The sequence below is a fragment of the Pseudoflavonifractor sp. MCC625 genome (genome assembly GCF_018784545.1).
Lineage (GTDB): Bacteria > Bacillota > Clostridia > Oscillospirales > Oscillospiraceae > Pseudoflavonifractor_A > Pseudoflavonifractor_A gallinarum.
In genome coordinates, this window is record NZ_WQOJ01000023.1 from 83,780 (window position 1) to 105,272 (window position 21,493).

Genomic DNA, 21,493 nt, shown 5'->3' on the forward strand with positions numbered 1-21,493 from the left:
GTCCGGGGGGCGCGGTCCAAGCGGCCGCGCCCCCCGGCTTTTTGCTGTGCAGAAGCACGGCATGAAGTTTCTTTCTCTTGCCGGCCGGTATCCTTTCTTTTATAATAGAGTGAACTTTGACCGGGCGCTCCGGCCGCCGGATCGGGAGGTAATGCCATGCTCACACCTGTCCTGGACCCAAATGCTTCTCAGCCCCTGTATGAACAGATCTACCGCCATATCCGCCGGGAGATCGAAGGGGGCGCTCTCCGCCCCGGGGAGCGCCTCCCCTCCAAGCGCGCCCTGGCCGCCCACCTGAAGGTGGGGGTCATCACGGTGGAAAACGCCTATGAACAGCTGCTGGCCGAGGGCTACGTGTACACCCAGGCCAAGCGGGGCTTCTTTGTCCAGTCCCAGGAGACCGAGCGTCCCCTTTCCCCGGCCGCTCCCTCTGCGCCCGCCCCACCCGAGCCTGCGGAGGTGTCCCCTCTTCCCTATGACTTTTCCACCAACGCCGTGGACACGGAGCACTTCCCCTTCTCCACCTGGGCCCGTCTGATGCGGGAGGTCCTCAGCGAGGAGGACAGCGCCCTCCTCTCCTCCCCCCACCCCCAGGGCGTGCCGGCGCTGCGCGCGGCCATCGTGCGCTACCTCCATGACTTCCGGGGCATCGACGTCCACCCGGACCAGATCGTAGTGGGGGCCGGCGCGGAATATCTCACCACCCTGCTCTTCCAGCTTCTTGGCCGGGGCGGAGGATGGGCGGTGGAGGACCCCGGCTACCGGAAGGTCCAGCGCATCCTCTCCCACACCGGCGCGCTGGTCTGCCCCATTCCGCTGGACCGGGAGGGGCTGCGCACCGATGCCCTGCGCTGGTCGGGCGCCCGGGTGGTCCACGTCACCCCCTCCCACCATTTTCCCCTGGGCACCGTTATGTCCATGCCCCGGCGGGAGGCCCTCCTCCGCTGGGCCGGAGAGCAGCCCGACCGGTATATCATCGAGGACGACTACGACAGCGAGTTCCGCTTTGACGGCCGCCCCGTCCCCGCCCTCCAGAGCCTGGACAAGAATGAGCGGGTCATCTACCTCAACACCTTTGCCAAGAGCCTGGCCCCCTCTCTCCGCATCGGATATATGGTCCTGCCGCCCCATCTGATCCGGCGCTATCGGGAGGAATTCCGGCTCTACTCCTCCACGGTCCCCTCCTTTGAACAGTACACCCTGGCCCGTTTTCTGGAGCGGGGCCACTTCGAGCGCCACATCCGCCGCATGCGGACCATCTACTGCCAGCGCCGGGATGCCCTGCTGGCGGCGGCGGAGGGGGCCGGGCTCCTGGCGTGGGGCTCCTTCGCCGGCATGGAGGCCGGGCTCCACCTGCTCTTTCGGGTGTCCTCTCCCGTTCCGGAGGGTGCTCTGGTAGAGGCCGCGGCGGAGGCCGGTGTGGGGGTCTCCCCGCTCAGCGCCTACTCCATCACGCCCCCGGATACACCCGGCCCCGTCCTGGTCCTGGGCTATGGACGGCTGGACCCCGCCGACATGGTCCCCGCCATGGAGCGGCTGGCCGCGGCCTGGCGGCCCTTCTTTTCTCCCGGCAGCCCCTCCGGGCGCCGCACCTCTTCGTCCTCCCTCCCATAGTATGGTGCAGGCGGGTCCTTCCCGCCGTACTCTGATATGGGGGAATCTCGTTATGTGCTGCTATCGAAACAACGCGCTTCGTTCCTGTTCCCGCTGCTCCTGCTGTTCGGGCTGCTGTGGCTGCTCCTGCGGCGGCTCCGCCCGTTCCAATGGCTGCGGCTGCTCCAGCTCCACCAGCTCGGCCTCCTGCTCCGGCTGGAACCGCAGCTCCGGCTCCGGCTGCGCCTCTTCCTACTGGGTGTCGGTCCCCTCGTTCCTCTGCGGCAGCGGATGCGCCCAGGCCGAGGAAGCCCGCAGCTGTGGGTGGGCCCTGGCCGAGGCGGCCCGCAGCTGCGGATGGGAGCTGGCAGAGGAAATCCGAAGCTGCTGTGACTGATCCTGGTCTTGATCCACCGATATGCCGTCCTCACGGACGGCATACTTACCCCATATCAAAGAGAGAGCGCCGCAGGGATTCCTCCCTGCGGCGCTCCTATTTCTTATTATTTATGATACGCCGCCCTTCCCGCTCTCCATGGCGGCCTCCAGCTTTTTGAGGGCCTTCTTTTCGATGCGGGATACATAGGAGCGGCTGATGCCGCACTGCGCGGCCACCTCCCGCTGGGTCAGGGGGTGGCTGCGGGCCAGCCCATAGCGCATCCGGATGACCATTGCCTCCCGCTCGTCCAGGCACTGCTCCACGCAGGCGCGGACCTTTGCGCAGGCATCCCGGGTGTCCAGCTCCTCCAGCATATTGTCATCCACCCGGATGGTGTCCAAAATGGAGAGGGAATTGCTGTCGCCGTCCCCATCCAGCGTGTCCGACAGGGAGACCTCCCCCTGCAGCTTGCGCTGGGAGCGAAAATACATCAGGATCTCATTTTCAATGCATCGGCTGGCATAGGTGGCAAGGCGCACCTTCTTGTCCGGCTTGAAGGTGGTGATGCCCTTGATGAGTCCGATCGTTCCGATGGAGATCAGGTCGTCCTGATCCCCGTTGGGGGTATAGTACTTTTTCACGATGTGGGCCACCAGGCGCAGGTTGTGCTCGATCAGCCGGTTGCGGGCCTCCAGATCTCCCGCCGCCATCCGCTCCAGACATTCCTGCTCCTCCTCCGCCTTCAGGGGTCTGGGAAAGGACCCTCCCTCTCCTCCCGAAAGCCGAAGCGTGAGAAACAGCCCGTTGAGTATCAGGGCAATCCATGCCGGGATCATGCTTCATTCCTCCCTTTCCGTCACAATGCGTATGGGCTCCATCCCATCCTATTCCCCCGGTGCAAGTCCCTATGTATCGCCCTGATATGCAAGAACTAATTTTGACAAAATATCTCTTTCCCTTTTATTCGAAACAGAAATTTTTTCTTCCCACCCCCCTCCGGGCATTTACGCTGTGCAAAAAGACGTATATAATAAAAAAAGACACGCTGAATTTTGTTTTGATTTGGAGAATTGAGGGGGCCACCGCAAATGGGGATCACAGACATCATTACCATGCTGGGCGCCATTGCCACATTCCTGTTCGGAATGTCCACGATGACCGACGGTCTGGAAAAACTGTCCAGCGGACGTTTGGAGTCCATTCTGGAGCGTCTGACCAGCAACGTCTGGAAGGGCGTTCTTCTGGGGGCGCTGGTCACCGGACTCATCCAGAGCTCGGCCGCCACCACCGTCATGTGCGTGGGCTTCGTCAACGCCGGCATCATGAAGCTCCGGCAGACTGTGGGCATCATCATGGGCGCAAATATCGGCACCACGGTCACCGCCCAGCTGCTCCGTCTGGGTGATCTCTCCTCTGATCAGCCCCTCCTGCTCCTGCTGAAGCCGGCCACCCTGGGTCCCATCCTGGCGGTGATCGGCATTCTCTTCTACATGTTCCTCCGGGGCGGACGGAAAAAGATCATCGGGCAGATCATTCTGGGTCTGGGTCTCCTCTTTATTGGAATGAAAACCCTGGAGGGCGCGGTGGCTCCCCTTCAGGACCTGCCGGAATTCCGGGAGCTCTTCGTGGCCTTCTCCAATCCCTTCCTGGGCGTCCTGGTGGGCGCGCTGGTCACCGCCCTGATCCAGAGCTCCTCCGCCTCCATGGGCATTTTGCAGGCCATGACCTCCACCGGTGTGGTGACCTTTCACATCGCCATCCCCCTCATCATGGGACAGAACATCGGCACCTGCGTCACCGCCCTGCTCTCCGGCATCGGCGCCAGCAAAAACGCTAAGCGCACCGCCTGCATCCACCTGCTCTTCAATGTGATCGGCACCCTCTTCTTCCTCATCCTGCTGTACGGCTGCAACGCCCTGTTCCACTTCTCCTTCTGGACCGCCCAGATGGACCGGGGCAGCATCGCCAACCTCCACCTAGCCTTCAATGTGGGCTGTACCCTCCTCCTCCTGCCCTTCAACGGCCTGCTGGTCACCCTGGTGGAGCGGCTCATCCCCGGCGATACCGACCAGAAGGAGGTCTCCGTGCTGGATGAGCGCTTCCTCTCCACCCCCTCCCTGGCCCTGGAAAAGTCCCACGACACCGTGGTGCAGATGGGCCATTTCGCCCTGGAAAACTACCGCTTGTCGGTGGAGCTCCTCAACCATTTTGACTCCAAAAAGCTGGAGCGCCTCCAGGAGACCGAGGCCGCTCTGGACAAGCTGGAGGGCCTGCTGGACAACTACCTGGTCCGCCTGAGCGACCGCTCCTCCCTCTCTCCAGAGGACAGCGCCAAGGTCTCGGAGCTGCTCCACACCCTGTCCGATTTTGAGCGCATCGGCGACTATGCGGTCAATCTCTCCGACTGCGCCGTCCTGCTCCACGACCGGGGGATCGTCTTTTCGCCCTCGGCCAAGCAGGAGCTGCGCCTCATGACCTCCGCGGTGGAGGAGACTATCGTCCGCGCGCTGGAGTGCTACACCAAGCGCTCCCACGATCTGGCCATGGAGGTGGAGCCCATCGAGGAGGTGGTGGACCTCCTGCGGGACGAGCTGCGCAGCCGCCACATCGAGCGCCTGAAAAACGGCGAGTGCACCGTGGAGCTGGGCAGCCAGTTCCTGGAGCTGCTCATCAGCCTGGAGCGCATCTCCGACCACTGCTCCAACATCGCCCTCTACATCGTCCGGGAGACCTCCCCCGCCGACGCGCTCATCCGGACCGACTCCCACGCCTATATGCACGCCCTGCACCACGGTGAGGACCAGGAGTTTGACGCCATGTTCCAGGAGTACCGCCAGAAATACTACGCGCCCCTGGAGGCCGCGCCCCTCACCTCGCGCTGAGTCAACCAGACAAAAAGAGCCGGGATCGCAATCGATCCCGGCTCTTTTCATACATATTCGATTTTACATCAGCTTTACGGTGTAGTAGACCGCCATGGCCAGGAGCCACACGATGAGCACCCCGTACAGGAGCATCATCGGCCCCATCACCAGGCCGATCACCTGGATGAGGGCCACCACCAGGCAGGTGGCGTAAAGCATGGTGTAGTTGGCGTCCTTGGGCAGGAGCACCATGCGCTTGTCGCCCCGCTGGAACACGCCGTTACGCTCCTGAAGCAGATGAGACGTGACCGCCACGGCTACCAGGAAGAGGATCTCCACCGCCAGATACCCGTAGACCTCCATCGGATGGGCCAGACGGCGGTTGAGCAGCCACAGGCCCAGCAGCCCGGCACCGCTCATCAGGGACATGACGAAAAATTCCCGCTGATAGAGGTAGTAGATCAGGGCCAGCACCGCCAGACAGGGCACACCCACATACAGGGCCTTGACGCCGGTCTTGTCGTAAAAATGCACGATCAGGGCGCAGGCCGCCAGAACTCCGGCTATGGTGGTCAGCACCTGGGGCATCACCCGACGGGACCCCTTCTTCCAGGAAGTCACCCACCAGGCCAGACAGCCCAGGAAACACACCGGAAGGACCACCGCCAGCACGCTGAACACGTTCCGCAGCGCCATGGCGATCTCGATATCTTTTACCTGATAATTGACATAATAGCGATTGAGGAGCAAAAGCAGAGCCTCCAGCACGACCGAACCGCCGATCCAGATGAGGACCCGGTTCATGGCCGCTTCCTCCTGCTTGGCCCGCTCCGCTCGTTCTCTCTTATCCATGTATTCATCTCCTGTGCTATGCAGCATTCGTCTCGCATTCGTATATTTTAGCAGATTACAGCCCCTTTTGCAACAAGAAAAACCCCCGGATTCCCAAGTGCGCTCTTTACCCATCCTGTTTTTCTGTGCTAGAATAGAGCCGGTTCTCTTCTTCTGTTTTCCAGAATCTATCCCATAGGAGTTTATTTTTTATGTCAAGTCGTGCCATCCCCACCTTTTTCCTGCTCTCCGCGCTTCTGCTCTCCTCCTGCGCCCTCCCCGGCGGAGAGACCTCCGCCGCAGAGCCGGCCCAGCGGCAATTTTTTGCCATGAACACCCTGATGACCCTCCAGATCACCGGCGAGGAGGCCGAGGACGCCCTCTCTGCCGCGGTGGAGGAGGTCAACCGGCTGGACCGGCTCTTCTCCCGCAGTCAGTCCGAGAGCGACATCGCCCGCCTCAACGCCCACGCCGGGGACGGAACCGACGTCCCCCTCTCCCCCGAGACCACGGAGCTGCTCTCCCTGGCGCTGGAGGAAACGTCGGCCACCGCCGGCGCCTTTGACGTGACCGTGGCTCCGGTGATCGACGCCTGGGGCTTCGGCACCGGGGACGCCGGGCAGTACCGCCTCCCCTCGGAAGGGGAGCTGGAGGCCCTCCTGCCCCTGGTGGACAGCGCCGCTCTCCACGTGGATACCGCCGGGAACACCGCCCGGCTGGACCGCTCCGGCATGGAGGTGGATCTGGGCGGCATCGCCAAGGGGTATACCGCCGACCGGCTGGTGGAGCTGCTGGGGGAGTACGACGTCTCCTCCGCCCTGCTGAATCTGGGCTCCAGCACCATCACCCTGGTGGGGAACAATCCCTCCGGCCAGCCCTGGCGGGTGGCCCTCAAGGACCCCCAGGACGAGGAGCAGCAGATCCTGCTCCTCTCCCTGTCCGACCAGGCCCTGTCCACCTCGGGGGCCTATGAGCAGCACTTTGAGGAGAACGGCGTCACCTACCACCACATTCTGGACCCTCGGACCGGCTATCCCGCCCAGACCGGCATCCTCTCGGTCACGGTGGTCTCCGACAACGGCGCTCGGGCCGACGCCCTCTCCACCGCTCTGTTCGTGGCCGGGCCGGAGCAGGCGCTGGAGCTCTGGCGGGCGGACGACTCCTTTGAGTGTGTGCTCTGCCTGGAGGACGGACGCATCCTGATCACCCAGGGACTGGAGGACCAGTTCCTGTACAATGAGGAGGACTCCCATGGCTACACCTGCGAGATCGTCCGCCGCTGACCGCCTCCGCCCCGCTCCGGGGGACGCTCTGGTGGTCCTGCTGGTCCTGTGCGCTGCGCTGGCGCTGCTCTGGCTGCTCCGTCCCGCCCCGGCCGGGGAGCTGACGGTGGAGGTCCGGCTGGACGGCACCCTGATCGGCTCCTATCCTCTGGAGGAGGCCGACGCCCCCGTCTATGTGGACGTGGACGCCCCCTGGCCCCTCACGCTGGAACTGGACGGCCGCCGGGTCCGCATCTCCCACAGCGACTGTCCCAGCCAGGACTGTGTCCACACCGGCTGGATCGACGAGGCCGGAGAGCAGATCATCTGTCTTCCCAACAAGCTCATTATCTCCCTGGTAGGAGAACAAGATACGCAGTCAAAAGACTTTGACGTGATCGTTGGGTAAAAAGTTCCATCAACGCGCCATTTTTCCCCGCCGCCCCACGCACAACCATATGCACTCAGGAGGGAATCTTATGCCGACCTATCTGCTGGCCCTGGATCAGGGCACTACCAGTTCCCGCGCCATCCTCTTTGACCGGGAGCAGCGCATCGTGGGCACCGCCCAGAAGGAGTTCACCCAGCACTATCCCCGGGAGGGCTGGGTGGAGCACGACGCCATGGAGATCTGGTCCTCCCAGTACAGCGTCATGATGGAGGTGCTGGCCCAGTCCGGCGTGGACCCGGCCGACATCGCCGCCATCGGCATCACCAACCAGCGGGAGACCACCATCCTCTGGGACAAGGAGACCGGACGCCCCATCCACAACGCCATCGTCTGGCAGTGCCGCCGCACCGCCCCCATGGTGGACGCCCTGCTGGAGCAGGGCCTGGGGGAGCACATCCGGCGGACCACCGGACTGGTCCCCGACGCCTACTTCTCGGCCACCAAGATCAAATGGCTGCTGGACCATGTGGAGGGGGCCCGGGCTCTGGCCGACCAGGGCCGCCTCCTCTTCGGCACGGTGGATACCTGGCTGCTCTGGAAGCTCACCGGCGGCGCCGTCCACGTCACCGACTACACCAACGCCTCCCGCACCATGCTCTATGACATCCGCCGCCTGTGCTGGGATGAGACCCTTCTCCAGGCCCTGGATATCCCCCGCTCCATCCTTCCCGAGGTGCGGGACTCCAGCGCCATCTACGGCTATACCGACCTCCAGGGAGTGCGGGTGCCCATCGCCGGGATCGCCGGGGATCAGCAGGCCGCCCTCTTCGGCCAGGGCTGCTTCTCCCCGGGTGAGGCGAAAAACACCTACGGCACCGGCTGCTTCCTCCTGATGAACACCGGCGAGACCCCCTGTGAGAGCAGCAACGGCCTCATCACCACCATCGCCGTGGGCCTGGACGGCGCGGTCCAGTACGCCCTGGAGGGGTCGGTCTTTGTGGGGGGCGCCGTCATCCAGTGGCTGCGGGACGAGCTGCGCCTGCTCACCGAGAGCCGGGATGCCGAGTACTATGCCCAGAAAGTCCCCGACACCGGGGGCGTCTATCTGGTCCCCGCCTTCACCGGTCTTGGCGCCCCCTACTGGGACATGTACGCCCGGGGCTGTCTGATGGGCCTCACCCGGGGCACCCGGCGGGAGCACATCATCCGGGCCGCCCAGGAGTCCATCGCCTATCAGGTGGCCGACCTGGTGGCGGCCATGGAGAAGGACACCGGCCTTCCCCTCTCGGCTCTGCGGGCCGACGGCGGGGCCAGCCGGGACGCCTTCCTCCTTCAGTTCCAGGCCGACATACTGGACCGGCCCGTCCTGCGCCCTGTCATCCGGGAGACCACCGCTCTGGGCGCGGCCTGCCTGGCCGGACTGGCCGTGGGCGTGTGGAAAGACCGGGAGGAGATCCGCGCCCTGTGGAAGGAGGACGCCCGCTTCTCCCCCGCCCTCCCCGCACCCCGCCGGGAGGAGCTCCTCCGGGGCTGGCACAAGGCAGTGGGCCGCAGCCTGGACTGGGCCGAGCACTGATTCTCCTGCTCCCGTTCCTGTTTCTTCCTTTTTCTCTTGCAGGGCCCGGTCAAACGCAGTACAATAGACTCGTATGTCAGACAGGAGGCCCTAATCATGGAACAACGTGATTCCTTTTCCTATCAGTGCGGCGTGGTGGACGCCTTCAACGAGATGGTGGCAGCCGAGGTCAAGGCCCTGGCCCTGAGCCACCCCATGGATACCCGGGAGGAGATGGAGGCCCTCATCGCCTATGCCCACGAGAGCTGCCGCCGGCACGGCACCAAGCTCTATCCCGAGTGCGATCCCCTCATCACCGATCTCTTTCCCGCCTCCCTCAACCGCGGGAAGTACAATATCCTCTTCTACAAGGCCGATCATGTGATCGAAGAGTACATCCGGCTCAAGGACCGCAAGGCCGCCACGGTGGAGGCCGGCGCCTATTTCGGCGGTAACCGCAGCCGCATCGCCCGGGACTACGGCCGCCTCCTCTCCTATCCGGAGGAGACCATCCGCCGCCTGCTCTCCGAGAACACCGACCGGGAGTGAGGAACGTCCCGGGGTTGACAAACCGGCACGTCCACGCTATAATGTGGCAAAGCGATGAAGGGAAAAAAGACAGGTTTCCTCCGTTCAGAGAGCCGGTGGCTGGTGTGAACCGGTACGTGCAGGGCCTGTGTATTCTGGTCCCCGAGCGGTCCGCCTGAACCTCAGTAGGGCGGGACGGCTGGCCCCGTTAGCGGCCGTGGCCTTGTTGGAGGCCGTGAGCGTCCGCCGGTGACGGCGGACGGAACCAGGGTGGTACCGCGTATGAAATGACGCCCCTGACCTTAACCGGTCAGGGGCTTTTTGTTTTGTCTTCTGACCAATCGCTCAAGTTCGGAGGTATGCATCATGAGCAAGTCGTTTGAGAAGTATATTCCCTTTGTCCCCCTCAAGATGGAGCACCGCTCCTGGCCCGACAAGCAGATCACCAAGGCCCCCATCTGGTGCTCTGTGGACCTGCGGGACGGCAATCAGGCCCTGGTGGACCCCATGAATCTCCAGGAAAAGCTGGAGTATTTCCACACCCTGCTGGACATCGGCATCAAGGAGATCGAGATCGGCTTCCCCTCCGCCTCGGAGACCGAGTTTGAGATCTGCCGGGAGCTCATCGAGGGCGGCCACATCCCCGACGACGTGACCATCCAGGTGCTGGTCCAGGCCCGGCCCCATCTGATCCAGCGGACCTTTGAGGCCATCCGGGGCGCCAAGCACGTGATCCTGCACTTCTATAATTCCACCTCCACCCTCCAGCGCAAGGTGGTCTTCCACATGGATATGCCCGGCATCACCAAGATCGCCACCGACGCGGCCAAGCTCATCTACGAGCTCTCCCAGAGCGTCATCGCCGAGGGCATGGACCTGCGGTATGAGTACTCCCCTGAGTCCTTCATGGGCACCGAGATGGACTACGCGGTGGAGATCTGCCAGGCCGTGCTGGAGGAGCTCCATGCCACGCCGGAGAAGCGGGTCATCCTCAATCTCCCCACCACGGTGGAAAACTGCATGCCCAACTACTTTGCCGACGAGCTGGAGTACTTCATCTCCAAGCTGCCCAGCCGGGACTGCGCCATCATCTCCCTCCATCCCCACAACGACCGGGGCTGCGGCGTGGCCACCGCCGAGATGGGCCTGCTGGCCGGGGCCGAGCGCATCGAGGCCACCCTCTTCGGCAACGGCGAGCGCACCGGCAACGTGGACATCGTCACCCTGGCCCTCAACATGCACACCCAGGGCGTGGACCCGGAGCTGGACTTCTCCCACATCAACCGCATCAAGGAGATGTACGAGCGCTGCACCAAGATGAAGGTGGGCGAGCGGCAGCCTTACGCCGGCGAGCTGGTCTTTACCGCCTTCTCCGGCTCCCACCAGGACGCCATCAACAAGGGCACCCAGTACATGCGCGACAGCGGCAGCGGCAAGTGGGAGATCCCCTATCTCCCCATCGACCCGGCCGACGTGGGCCGGGAGTACGAGCCCATCATCCGCATCAACTCCCAGTCGGGCAAGGGCGGCGCGGCCTTCGTCATGCAGCACTCCTTCGGCTTCGACCTGCCCAAGGCCATGCACCCGGAGTTCGGCCACATCGTCCAGGTGGAGACCGACCGGGTGGGCACCGAGCTCAAGCCCGAGCGCATCTATGAGCTCTTCCGGGAGAACTACATCGACGCCGTCAAGCCCTATGAGCTGGTGCGCCACTCCTTCGCCGAGTTCACCGACGAGGAGGGTCACTCCCACGTCACCTTCGCCGGCACCCTCCGCCATGCCGACACCACCTTCCAGGTCCAGGGCTCGGGCAACGGCCCCATCGACGCCTTCTTCAACGCCATCCACGGCCAGAAGATGGACCACTTCACCTTCGTGGACTACAAGGAGCACGCCATCAAGCAGGGCTCCGACTCCCAGGCCGTGGCCTATATCCACCTCCGGGACGAGAACGGAGCGGACTGGTTCGGCGTGGGCATGAGCCACAACATCAACCTGGCTCCCCTCAAGGGCATCCTCTCGGCCATCAACCGGGCGGCCCTTCACCGGGACTGATTTGTCTCTTCCGACGAAATTCGCCAGGCATCGGGCACTCGCCCGGTGCCTGGCTTGCTTTTTGTATGGGATTCAGGTATTCTGTTAATCGTAATCATTGAAATCTGAACCATGAATGAGGCGAATCACCATGAAATATCTCCTGGACAGCCATACTCATACCATCGCCAGCGGACATGCCTACTGCACCGTGCTGGAGATGGCCCGCGCCGCCGCCGACCGGGGGCTGGAGCTGCTGTGCATCACCGACCACGCCCCCGCCATGGAGGGCACCACCTGCCGGGACTACTTTGCCAATCTGGGGGTCATCGACCGGGAGCTCTTCGGCGTGCAGATCTTGATGGGCGTGGAGCTCAATCTGCTGGACACCGAGGGCACCGTGGACCTGGACGAGCCCCTCCTGCGCCGCACCGATATGGCCATCGTCAGCCTGCACACCAAGTGCATCCCCACCGGCGGCACCGCCGAGGGCTATACCAACGGCCTCTTGCAGGCCATGAAGAACCCCTATGTGAACATCATCGGTCATCCCGACGACGGCCGCTATCCCCTGGACTACCCCACCCTGGTCCGCGCCGCCGCCGACGCGGGCGTGCTGCTGGAGGTCAACAACAGCTCCCTCACCCCCGGCGGCTTCCGGGTCAACGGCCCGCTCCACTGCGCTGAGATGCTCCGGGAGTGCAAAAAGCAGGGGGTTCCCGTGGTGGTGGGGAGCGACGCCCACTTTGTCTCCTACGTGGGCAACCACCAGTACGCCGACGCCCTCTTCCAGGAGCTGAACTTCCCCGAGGAGCTGATCATGAACCGGGACAGCGCCGCTTTCCTCGCCTTCCTGAAGGCACGCCGCGCCCGCTGAGATGGAGGCCTATTATTTCCGCCAGCTGGACAAGTACGGCCAGAGCGTCTACCACGCCATCCAGGAGGGGCTCACCGACCTGAGTCCCTCCTTTCCGGTCCCCCGGATGGAGGGGAAGGAGCTCAGTGAGGTTCTCTTCCGCCTGCGGCTAGACCGCCCGGAGCTCTTCTATGTCACCGGCTTTTCCTACCGGGTACACCCCCAGGCCGCCAGTGTGGAGTTCATTCCCCAGTACCTCTTTGACAAGGGGAAGATCCGGGAGCACCAGCGGGCCCTGTCCGCCCGGGTGACCAAGCTGGCCCGTCCGGCCCAGTCCATGACCGACGGGGAGAAGGAGCGCTATGTCCACGACTTCATCTGCCAGAACGTGCGCTATGACAAGCTGAAAAAGCCCTATTCCCACGAGATCCTGGGCCCTCTGGGCCAGGGGGTGGGGGTGTGCGAGGGGATGGCCAAGTCGGTCAAGGCCCTGTGCGACGCCCTGGGGCTCTGGTGCATCGTGGTGGTCTCCCACGCCGCCCCCGAGCAGGGAATCCGCTACCGCCACGCCTGGAATATCCTGCGTCTGGGGGGAAGCTATTACCACCTGGACGCCACCTTTGACCGCACCCTGAGCGGGGAGGGGCCCATCCGCTACGACTATTTCAATCTGGATGACCGGCGCATCTTCCGGGACCACCAGCCCCTGGTCTACCCCGCGCCCGCCTGCACCGACGGGGACGCCTTCTACTACCGGGTGCAGAAGCGCTCCTTCACCCGCGTGGAGGAGGTGGTCCGGCGGGGGGAGCAGGCCCTGCGCAAGAAGCAGCCCCTCCTCTTCCACTGGCGGGGCGGGGCACTCACCCGGAGCGTGCTGGAGGAGCTCCTCCCCCCGCTGGAGGAGGCCGCCCGGGCCCGTGGCCGCTATGTCCAGGTCCGGGTCAACTGGCCCCAGGCCGTGCTCCACATCACCTTTCCCGACCAGCCCCCCGAGCAGACCTGTACCACCGAGGAGGCCAACGAGGGGGAGGCCCTTTCCGCATCCGAGCCTTCTGAGGCGTAACGCGGGGGGACCTCCCCCCTGCGTTCTATTCCAAAAAATAACACTTGCATCTGGGATTTGGCTATGCTATAATGGCGCAGAAATGAGCAGAGGAGGAATTTCTTCCCTACCCATTCTTTTTTACGCCATTAGTTAGCATCTACTAACCGCTTCGTGATGGCACGATACCCACCCGGCCTTCTGTCCGGTGGATACCGTGCTTTTTCATGCCCAGCCGTTAGCTATCGCTAACCATCAGGAGGAATGTACCATCAAAGCAAAGCACATCACCCTTTTTCTGGCCCTCGCCCTGGCGCTGCTCTCCGTCGTGTCCCTCTTCGTGGGGGTCATCGACCTGGACGCCGCCGCCCTGCTGCGGGGTGACCTGGAGCATCTCCAGCTCTTTCTCATCTCCCGCCTTCCCCGGCTCATGGCCATCCTGTGCACCGGCGTGGGGATGAGCGTGGCGGGACTCATCATGCAGAATCTCTGCCGGAACAAGTTTGTCTCCCCCACCACCGGGGCCACCATCTCTTCCGCCCAGTTCGGCATCCTGCTGGCCCTGCTCTTCCTGCCCAACTCCACCCTCTGGAGCCGGGCCCTCTTCGCCTTCTGCACCGCCACCCTGGGCACCTGGATCTTCGTGTGGTTCATCCAGCGGGTCCAGTTCAAGGACGTGGTCATGGTCCCGCTGGTTGGCATCATGTTCGGCAACATCATCGGCGGCGTCACCAGCTATCTGGCCTACCAGTATGAGCTGACCCAGGCCCTCTCCTCCTGGCTGGTGGGGCACTTCTCCCTGGTGCTCCGGGGGAGGTATGAGCTGGTCTACCTGACCCTCCCCCTGGTGGCCCTGGCCTTTCTCTTCGCCAACCACTTCAACATCGTGGGAATGGGCCGGGACATGTCCCACAACCTGGGAGTCCCCTACCGCCTGGTGCTCTTTCTGGGGCTGACCCTGTCCGCCCTCATCACGGCCAGCGTGGTGGTGGTCGTGGGGTCCATCTCCTACATCGGTCTCATCGTCCCCAACGTGGTGGCCATGTTCAAGGGGGACAAGATCCAGGGCACCCTGGTGGACACCGCCCTGTTCGGCGCCCTCTTCGTGCTGGTCTGCGACCTCATCGGACGGGTGGTCCTCTTCCCCTATGAGCTCCCCATCGAGCTGATCTCGGGTATCCTGGGCAGCCTCCTCTTTGTGCTTCTGCTCTTCTACCGCCTGCGCCACGGGCAGAAGGCCATCCGCCTGGGCGGGAATCCCGGCAGCGGATGCTGCTCTCCCCTCCCGGAAGGAGGTGAGGGCTGATGCACACTGCCGCCTACCGCGCCAATGTGCGCAAGCTGGTCCTGCTGGCCGGCCTGGCCGCTCTGGCGGCCCTGGCCTACCTGCTGGTGGAGGTCTCCCTGGAGCACACCCGTCTCTTCCAGTACGCCATGAAGCTCCGCCTCCCCAAGCTGGCGGCCATGGTGGTCACCGCCTTTGCCATCGGCGGAGCCTCCATCGTCTTTCAGTCCATCATCCAGAATACCATCGTCACCCCCTGCCTGCTGGGCATGAACGCCCTGTATACCCTCATCCACACCGCGGTGGTCTTTTTTGCCGGTTCGGGCAGCCTGCTGGCCCGGAATGCCAACCTGTCCTTTGCCGCAGACCTGCTCATCATGGGGGTGGTGGCCACTCTGATCTACAGCGTGCTCTTCCAGAAGACCAACCACAACATTCTCTATGTCCTGCTCATCGGCACCGTGCTCAGCTCCTTCTTCTCCAGCATCCAGACCACCCTCACCCGTGTGATGGACCCCAATGAGTACGACAGCCTCCTCACCACCCTGGTGGCCAGCTTCAGCAACATCAACGGGAGCATTCTGGCCTTCTCGGTGCTCCTGCTGGCCCTGCTGGTCCTGGTCCTGCGCCGGGAGCTTGCCCTGCTGGATGTGCTCACCCTGGGAAAGGACCAGGCCATCAACCTGGGGGTGGACTATGACAAGTGCGTCCGGCGGCTGCTGCTGGGCGTGACCCTCTCCATCGCCGTGGCCACCGCCCTGGTAGGCCCCATCTCCTTCCTGGGCCTCATCATCGCCAACCTCTCCCGCCAGCTTCTCAAGACCTACCGCCATGCCCACCTGATCCTGGGTGCCGCCCTTCTGGGCACGGCCGTGCTGGTGGGAGGACAGCTCCTGGTGGAGCATGTCTACACCTACGCCATCCCCGTCAGCGTGTTCATCACCGTGGGGGGCGGCGTGTACTTCCTCTATCTTCTGCTGACCGACAGGAGGGTCTGAAACCATGTTGATCAAAGAACTGACCAAGCGATACGGGGAGAAGACCGTGGTGGATTCCATCAGCTTCTCCCTGCCCAAGGGGGCGGTCATCTCCCTCATCGGCCCCAACGGCGCGGGAAAATCCACCGTGCTCAATATGCTCTCCCGCCTCATCGCCCGGGACAGCGGCCTGGTGGAGCTGGGCGGCCGGGACATCACCAGCTGGAAAAACAAGGAGCTGGCCAAGCACCTGGCCATCCTGACCCAGAGCAACAACGCACAGATGAAGCTCACCGTGCGGGAGCTGGTCTCCTTCGGTCGCTTCCCCTACTCGGGCAGCCGCCTCACCGGGGAGGACCAGGCCATCGTGGACCGGGCCATCGCCTACATGGAGTTGGAGGAGTTCCAGGACCGCTTCATCGACGAGCTCTCAGGCGGCCAGCGCCAGCGGGCCTACATCGCCATGGTGATCGCCCAGGACACCGAGTACATCCTCCTGGACGAGCCCACCAACAACCTGGACATCTACCACGCTACCAACCTCATGAAGATCGTCCGCCGCCTGTGCGACGAGCTGGGCAAGACCGTGATCCTCGTGCTCCACGAGATCAACTATGCCGCCTTCTACTCCGACTACATCTGCGCCTTCAAGGACGGCAGGATCGCCAAGTTCGGCACCGTCGCCGAGGTCATGACCAAGGAGACCCTCTCCGACATCTACCGGGTCCAATTTGAGATCATGGAGGTGGAGGGGCGTCCCCTGTCCATCTACTACTAAATTCCCATATTGAAACACTGCAAAGGAGCGTATATCCCATGAAGATTCTTCCTACCCTCGCCCTCACCCTTCTCCTCGGCCTGGGCCTCACCGCCTGCGGCACCGCCGCCGCCCCCACCTCCACGCCCTCCGCCCAGCCCGAGGGTGAGCCCTCCACCGTGACCATCCAGACCCTGAACGGCGACAAGGAGACCGTGGAGCTGGAGGTCCCCTACGATCCCCAGCGCCTGGCCGTGCTGGACATGGCCTCCCTGGACATTCTGGACGCCCTGGGCGTGGGCGACCGGGTGGTGGGCAGCGCCGACACCACCCTGGAATACCTCCAGTCCTACATCAACAGCGACTCCGTGGCCCCTCTGGGCACCATCAAGGAGGCCGATCTGGAGGCGGTCATGGCCTGTGAGCCCGACCTCATCTTCATCGGCGGCCGTCTGGCCAGCAGCTACCAGGCTCTGAGTGAGATCGCCCCTGTGGTCTACCTGTCCACCGACACCCAGCTGGGCGTGGTGGAGAGCGTGCGCCGCAACGCCTCCACCGTCGCCTCCCTCTTCGGTCTGGAGGCACGGGCCGAGGAGCTCCTGTCCGGCTTTGAGGCGCGCATCCAGACCCTGTCCGAGTTCGCCGCCGGAAAGACCGCCATCATCGGCATGTGCACCAGCGGCAGCTTCAACGTGCTGGGAGACGACGGCCGCTGCTCCCTCATCGGCCGGGAGGTTGGCTTCACCAACGTCGGCGTAGACGAGGCCGCCGCCACCTCCACCCACGGCAATGAGGCCTCCTTTGAGTTCGTGCTCCAGCAGAATCCGGAGTATCTCTTCGTTCTGGACAAGGACGCCGCCATCGCCGCCGAGGGCGCCAAGCTGGCCCAGGACATTGTGGAGAACGAGCTGGTCATGGGCACCCAGGCCTATCAGGACGGCCACATCGTCTACCTGGCCCATCCCGCCGTGTGGTACACCGCCGAGGGCGGCATCACCGCGCTGGACTGGATGCTTCAGGACCTGGAGTCCCTCCTGCCCGCGCAGACCGCCGCGTAATTTTCCCCTTCCCCATACGCTCCGGCCCGGCCGCACAATGCGCCGGGCCGGAGTTTCATTTTCAACTGGAAAAATGACTCTTGTATATGTTATAATATAAAAATATCCATTTATACAGGAGGACCCCATGCGATATTATGTAGCGCCGCTGGAGGGATTGACGGGCACGATCTTCCGCCGCATCCACCACCGCTATTTTCCCGGCGCGGAAAAGTACTACACCCCCTTTCTCTCCCCCAGCCACGACCATGTCTTTACCAAGCGGGAGAAACGGGAGATCCTGCCGGAATATAATGAGGGCCTGCCCGTGGTGCCCCAGCTTCTGACCCGCCGGGCGGAGGACTTTCTCTGGGCCGCCAACCGCCTTTTCGAGATGGGCTATCCGGAGGTCAACCTCAACCTGGGCTGTCCCTCGGGCACCGTCACCGCCAAGGGGAAGGGTTCGGGCTTTCTGGCCTTTCCCGAGGAGCTGGACGCCTTTCTGGCAGAAATCTTTGCCGGGGCACAGGGCCCGGTCTCCATCAAGACCCGGCTGGGCATCCGGGACCCTGAGGAGTTCTGGCCCATTCTGGAGTGCTACAACCGCTATCCGGTGTACGAGCTCACCGTCCATCTCCGGGTGCAGAAGGATATGTACCGCCACCCCGTCCGGGGGGAATATCTGGCCCCCATCCTGGCACAAAGCCGCAATCCGGTCTGCTATAACGGGGATCTGATCCGTCCGGGGGACCTCCCGGCTCTGACCAACTCCTTCCCCGGGCTGGAGGCCGTGATGATCGGCCGGGGCCTGATGGCCGACCCCGCCCTCATCTCGGTGCTACAGGGCGGCAAGCCTCTGGAGCGCGCGACCCTGCGCGCCTTCCACGACGCCCTCTACGAGGCGTATGCCCAGGCCTTTGACAGCCGCCGCAACGCCATGCTGCGCATGAAGGAGCTCTGGTTCTATCTGATCCACCGCTTCGAGGGGGCCGAGCGCTATGGAAAACAGCTCCGGAAGGCCTCCGACCCCCGGGATTTTGAGGCCGCTGTGGAGCGCATCTTCACCGAGCTCCCCCTCCGGCCGGAGACCGTGCCGGGATGGTAGGCGCGGAAAAGAGCTGGTGGGTCTACATCCTTCTCTGTGCCGACGGGACACTGTACACCGGCATGACCGACGACATCCCCCGCCGCCTGCGCGCCCATAATACGGGCCGGGGCGCCAAATATACCCGGGGCCGCCGCCCCGTCCTTCTGGTCTATCGGGAGCGCTGTGCCAGCCGCTCCCAGGCCCTCCGGCGGGAGGCCGCCCTCAAGCGGCTCAGCCGGAGCCAAAAATGGGATCTCATTCAGACGAATCGGAATGAATTGGAGGGTATGCATACCATGGAAGAAAAACAGGTACGCTTTTTCCCGGCGGATGTGCGCTGCTCCGTCCCCCTGGGAAGCACGCTGATGGAGGCCTGCCGTGCGGCCGGTCTCTGGCTGGACAGCCCCTGCGGCGGAAATGGAACCTGCGGCAAGTGCCGTGTGGAGCTCCGCCGGGGCACCGAATGGGTCTCGGTCCTGGCCTGTCAGACCCCGGTCACCGAGGATCTGGAAGTCCGCCTGCCCCAGGAATCCGGAGGGCTGCACATCCTCACCGACGGAGCCGGGCGGCGCATCGCAGCCGACCCCCTGGTCCGCTGGTATCCGGTCTCCCTTGCGGACTGCCGCCGCAGCCGCAGCCTGTGGGAGGGCTTCTCCCAGGCCCTCCATACCGCCTTTGGGATCGCCCCCGCTGTCCCCTCCCCCGCGGTGCTGGGGGAGCTGGCCCGGTATCTGGCGGAGGAGACCACCCAGGTCTGGGCCCTTCTGTCCGGGGAGACCCTTTTGGCGCTGCGCGCCGATCCCCCCGCCCCCCTGCTGCTGGCCTTTGACCTGGGCACCACCACTCTGGCCGGCTACCTGCTGGACGGTGTGACCGGGGAGACGCTGGCGGTGGGCAGCGACCGCAATCCCCAGGCCTCCTTCGGCGCCGACGTGATCGCCCGCATCGACGCGGCCCGGGAGCTGGGCCCCGCTCCCCTGCGGGAGGCCCTGCTCCAGACCCTCTCCCGTATGACCGCGGAGATGGCCGCCCGGGCCGGCCGCCCGGCGGAGGAGATCGTCCTCACCGTCCTGGCCGGAAACACCTGTATGCACCACCTGGCCCTGGGCCTCTCCCCCGCCTCCCTGGGCCTGGCCCCCTACCTGCCCGTCCTGCGGGAGCCCCTTCTCCTCCCGGCCGCCGGGTGGAATCTCCCCGTCCACCCCGCCGGACAGGTGGCCATGCTCCCCAACCTGGCGGGCTTCGTGGGGGCGGACACCGTCGCCTGCCTCCTCGCCGGGGACTTTGTCCGCCGGGAGGAGCTCACCCTGCTCCTGGACATCGGCACCAACGGCGAGCTGGTACTGGGCAACCGGGAACGGCGGATCACCTGCTCCACGGCGGCCGGTCCCGCCTTTGAGGGGGCCAAGATCCGCTGCGGCATGCGGGGCGCCGAGGGGGCCATCGACCACGTCCATCTGGAGGACGGACGCCTGGTCTGTCATGTCATCGGAGAGGGCGCGGCCCGGGGCATCTGCGGCTCCGGCCTGCTGGACGCCGTGGCCGCCCTGCTGGACGGCGGGGTCCTGGACGAGTCGGGCTGCCTGCTGGAGCCCGAAGAGCTCTCCGATCCCCGGCTGGCCGCCTGCCTCACCGAGGTGGACGGGGCCTCCGCTGTTCTCCTGGCTCCGGCTCCGGAGCCGGACGGGGAGCCGGTGGTCCTCACCCAGAAGGACATCCGGGAGCTCCAGCTGGCCAAGGGGGCCATTGCCGCCGGCATCCATCTGCTGGCCCAGGCCTACGGCGCCGAGCTGGAGGACATCCAGACGGTACTCATCGCCGGGGCCTTCGGCAATTTCATGCGCCCGGAGAGCGCCTGCCGCATCGGCCTCATCCCGCCCCAGCTGCTGGGGAAGATCCGCCCCGTGGGCAACGCCGCGGGAGAGGGGGCCTGTCTGGCCGCCCTCAGCTGGGCGGAGTATGCCCGGTGCGCCTCCCTGGCCTCCGGGACGGAGTATCTGGAGCTGGCCCAGCACCCCGGCTTCTCCACCTGTTACATGGAAGAGATGGCTTTCCCGGAAGGTTAGGCTTACCTCTGGTAAATGTGCAACGTTTTTTAATATAAAATAAAAAATTTTTATTCAATATTGATATTTGCTAAAATATGCGTTATGATACTTAACGGGAGCCATCCCAATTTGATATAGTGATATGAAGAATTCGTATCATCCCGCCCTGACGGACCGGTACGAGAGAGGAAGACGGCATGTCCAGAACGAATTACAGTGCCTACATGGCCATAAAAAACAAGATCATGGAGATTTTCCGTACGGAAACCTTCGAAAAAAACAAGCTGCCTTCGGAAGCCGCACTGGCCAGCCGACTGGGGATCAGTCTTGTGACATTGCGGGAGTCGCTGATGATGCTGGCTCTGGAGGGCTATATCACCAAGCGGCACGGCTCGGGCAACTATGTCCACCCCAGTACGCTGGACTATGAGAACCGCAGCTATTACTTCACCGAATATCTGAAAAAAGAGGGCTATCAGACCGCCATCAAGCTGCTCTCTCAGGAGTGGCGTCCCGCCGACGAGGAGGCCCGCAAGATGCTCCGTCTGGAGGAGGGCGAGCGGGTGCTGGTCAACCGTCTGGTCTATCTGGCCGACGATCACCCGGCGGTCTACACCATGGGCATGATGCCGGAAAAGCTTCTCATCCGCACTGATGTGGAGGAGATGTCCTTTGCCTATATCCATGTGCTCATCCGGGATTATATGGGCCGGGATGTGGCTCACGCCCTCAACGAGTATGTGCCCATGGGCGTGCCCGACGAACTGGTGGACATTTTCAAGGTCCCCAAGGGTACCCCCATCGACAGCAGCCACCAGGTCTTCTATGACATCGGGGATGAGCCGGTGGTCTACAACACCCACTACTTCAACCCCGACTACTACCGTCTGCGCACCATGCAGAACTGGGATCTGGGCCGGTGATCCCCCCTCTTGCCAACCGCCGTCAAATGCGCTAGAATGGAGTC

The 21,493-nt window shown here is 63.8% G+C and carries 19 protein-coding genes and 1 other annotated feature; of the genes, 17 read left to right on the plus strand and 2 right to left on the minus strand.

The window, feature by feature from the left end:
• Positions 1-156 precede the first annotated feature (156 nt).
• Together GPK94_RS06605 and GPK94_RS06610 are read left to right on the plus strand one after the other, a co-directional pair.
• Positions 157-1,614, plus strand: coding sequence for a PLP-dependent aminotransferase family protein (locus GPK94_RS06605; RefSeq protein ID WP_215655249.1), 1,458 nt, complete (start codon positions 157-159; stop codon positions 1,612-1,614).
• A gap of 52 nt (positions 1,615-1,666) precedes the next feature.
• The gene (locus tag GPK94_RS06610; RefSeq protein ID WP_215655251.1) at positions 1,667-1,990 is read left to right on the plus strand and encodes a hypothetical protein; all 324 of its coding nucleotides are present in this window, start codon (positions 1,667-1,669) and stop codon (positions 1,988-1,990) included.
• 110 nt (positions 1,991-2,100) lie between these two features.
• Here the strand turns inward: GPK94_RS06610 and sigK are convergent, their stop codons facing one another.
• Positions 2,101-2,808, minus strand: coding sequence for an RNA polymerase sporulation sigma factor SigK (gene sigK / locus GPK94_RS06615; RefSeq protein ID WP_193537273.1), 708 nt, complete (start codon positions 2,806-2,808; stop codon positions 2,101-2,103).
• A 252-nt stretch (positions 2,809-3,060) separates the two neighbouring features.
• Here sigK and GPK94_RS06620 point away from each other — a divergent pair, with 252 nt between their 5' ends.
• Positions 3,061-4,854, plus strand: a complete 1,794-nt coding sequence (locus GPK94_RS06620) for a Na/Pi cotransporter family protein (protein WP_252192539.1) — start codon at positions 3,061-3,063, stop codon at positions 4,852-4,854.
• 63 nt (positions 4,855-4,917) lie between these two features.
• Here the strand turns inward: GPK94_RS06620 and GPK94_RS06625 are convergent, their stop codons facing one another.
• Positions 4,918-5,688, minus strand: coding sequence for a hypothetical protein (locus tag GPK94_RS06625; RefSeq protein WP_193537270.1), 771 nt, complete (start codon positions 5,686-5,688; stop codon positions 4,918-4,920).
• A gap of 191 nt (positions 5,689-5,879) precedes the next feature.
• Here GPK94_RS06625 and GPK94_RS06630 point away from each other — a divergent pair, with 191 nt between their 5' ends.
• The 14 genes from GPK94_RS06630 (at position 5,880) to GPK94_RS06695 (ending at position 21,449) form a co-directional block, all read left to right on the plus strand.
• Positions 5,880-6,950: an FAD:protein FMN transferase gene (locus tag GPK94_RS06630; protein WP_215655254.1), complete on the plus strand. Its 1,071-nt coding sequence runs from the start codon at positions 5,880-5,882 to the stop codon at positions 6,948-6,950.
• Positions 6,919-7,338, plus strand: a complete 420-nt coding sequence (locus GPK94_RS06635; protein ID WP_195279596.1) for a NusG domain II-containing protein — start codon at positions 6,919-6,921, stop codon at positions 7,336-7,338. Before GPK94_RS06630 ends, GPK94_RS06635 begins: the two co-directional genes overlap by 32 nt.
• A gap of 70 nt (positions 7,339-7,408) precedes the next feature.
• A complete protein-coding gene (gene glpK / locus GPK94_RS06640; RefSeq protein ID WP_215655256.1) occupies positions 7,409-8,896 on the plus strand; it encodes a glycerol kinase GlpK in 1,488 nt (495 codons plus the stop codon).
• 96 nt (positions 8,897-8,992) lie between these two features.
• On the plus strand, positions 8,993-9,424 hold the full coding sequence (locus GPK94_RS06645) for a hypothetical protein (RefSeq protein WP_101691869.1): 432 nt from the start codon (positions 8,993-8,995) through the stop codon (positions 9,422-9,424).
• Positions 9,425-9,469: 45 nt separating this feature from the next.
• Positions 9,470-9,704, plus strand: a binding site (T-box leader).
• A 65-nt stretch (positions 9,705-9,769) separates the two neighbouring features.
• Positions 9,770-11,458 (plus strand): 2-isopropylmalate synthase, encoded by a 1,689-nt coding sequence (leuA, locus tag GPK94_RS06650; protein WP_101691868.1) that lies wholly within the window; start codon positions 9,770-9,772, stop codon positions 11,456-11,458.
• 130 nt (positions 11,459-11,588) lie between these two features.
• On the plus strand, positions 11,589-12,314 hold the full coding sequence (locus tag GPK94_RS06655) for a phosphatase (RefSeq protein ID WP_215655258.1): 726 nt from the start codon (positions 11,589-11,591) through the stop codon (positions 12,312-12,314).
• A gap of 1 nt (position 12,315) precedes the next feature.
• Positions 12,316-13,356, plus strand: coding sequence for a transglutaminase domain-containing protein (locus GPK94_RS06660; RefSeq protein ID WP_215655260.1), 1,041 nt, complete (start codon positions 12,316-12,318; stop codon positions 13,354-13,356).
• Between the two features lie 196 nt (positions 13,357-13,552).
• A complete protein-coding gene (locus GPK94_RS06665) occupies positions 13,553-14,641 on the plus strand; it encodes an iron chelate uptake ABC transporter family permease subunit (protein ID WP_346728000.1) in 1,089 nt (362 codons plus the stop codon).
• On the plus strand, positions 14,641-15,618 hold the full coding sequence (locus GPK94_RS06670; protein WP_186963386.1) for an iron chelate uptake ABC transporter family permease subunit: 978 nt from the start codon (positions 14,641-14,643) through the stop codon (positions 15,616-15,618). The genes GPK94_RS06665 and GPK94_RS06670 overlap by 1 nt, the downstream gene beginning before the upstream one ends.
• A gap of 4 nt (positions 15,619-15,622) precedes the next feature.
• Entirely contained in the window at positions 15,623-16,375 is a 753-nt protein-coding gene (locus tag GPK94_RS06675) for an ATP-binding cassette domain-containing protein (protein ID WP_215655262.1), read from the plus strand.
• 38 nt (positions 16,376-16,413) lie between these two features.
• Entirely contained in the window at positions 16,414-17,412 is a 999-nt protein-coding gene (locus tag GPK94_RS06680; protein ID WP_193537260.1) for an ABC transporter substrate-binding protein, read from the plus strand.
• 127 nt (positions 17,413-17,539) lie between these two features.
• Positions 17,540-18,496, plus strand: coding sequence for a tRNA-dihydrouridine synthase family protein (locus GPK94_RS06685; RefSeq protein ID WP_215655264.1), 957 nt, complete (start codon positions 17,540-17,542; stop codon positions 18,494-18,496).
• The gene (locus GPK94_RS06690; protein ID WP_215655266.1) at positions 18,490-20,544 is read left to right on the plus strand and encodes an ASKHA domain-containing protein; all 2,055 of its coding nucleotides are present in this window, start codon (positions 18,490-18,492) and stop codon (positions 20,542-20,544) included. Before GPK94_RS06685 ends, GPK94_RS06690 begins: the two co-directional genes overlap by 7 nt.
• 179 nt (positions 20,545-20,723) lie before the next feature.
• Positions 20,724-21,449 carry a GntR family transcriptional regulator gene (locus GPK94_RS06695; RefSeq protein WP_215655268.1) on the plus strand — a complete coding sequence of 242 codons (726 nt, stop codon included), beginning with the start codon at positions 20,724-20,726 and terminating at the stop codon, positions 21,447-21,449.
• The last annotated feature ends 44 nt before the right edge of the window (positions 21,450-21,493 follow it).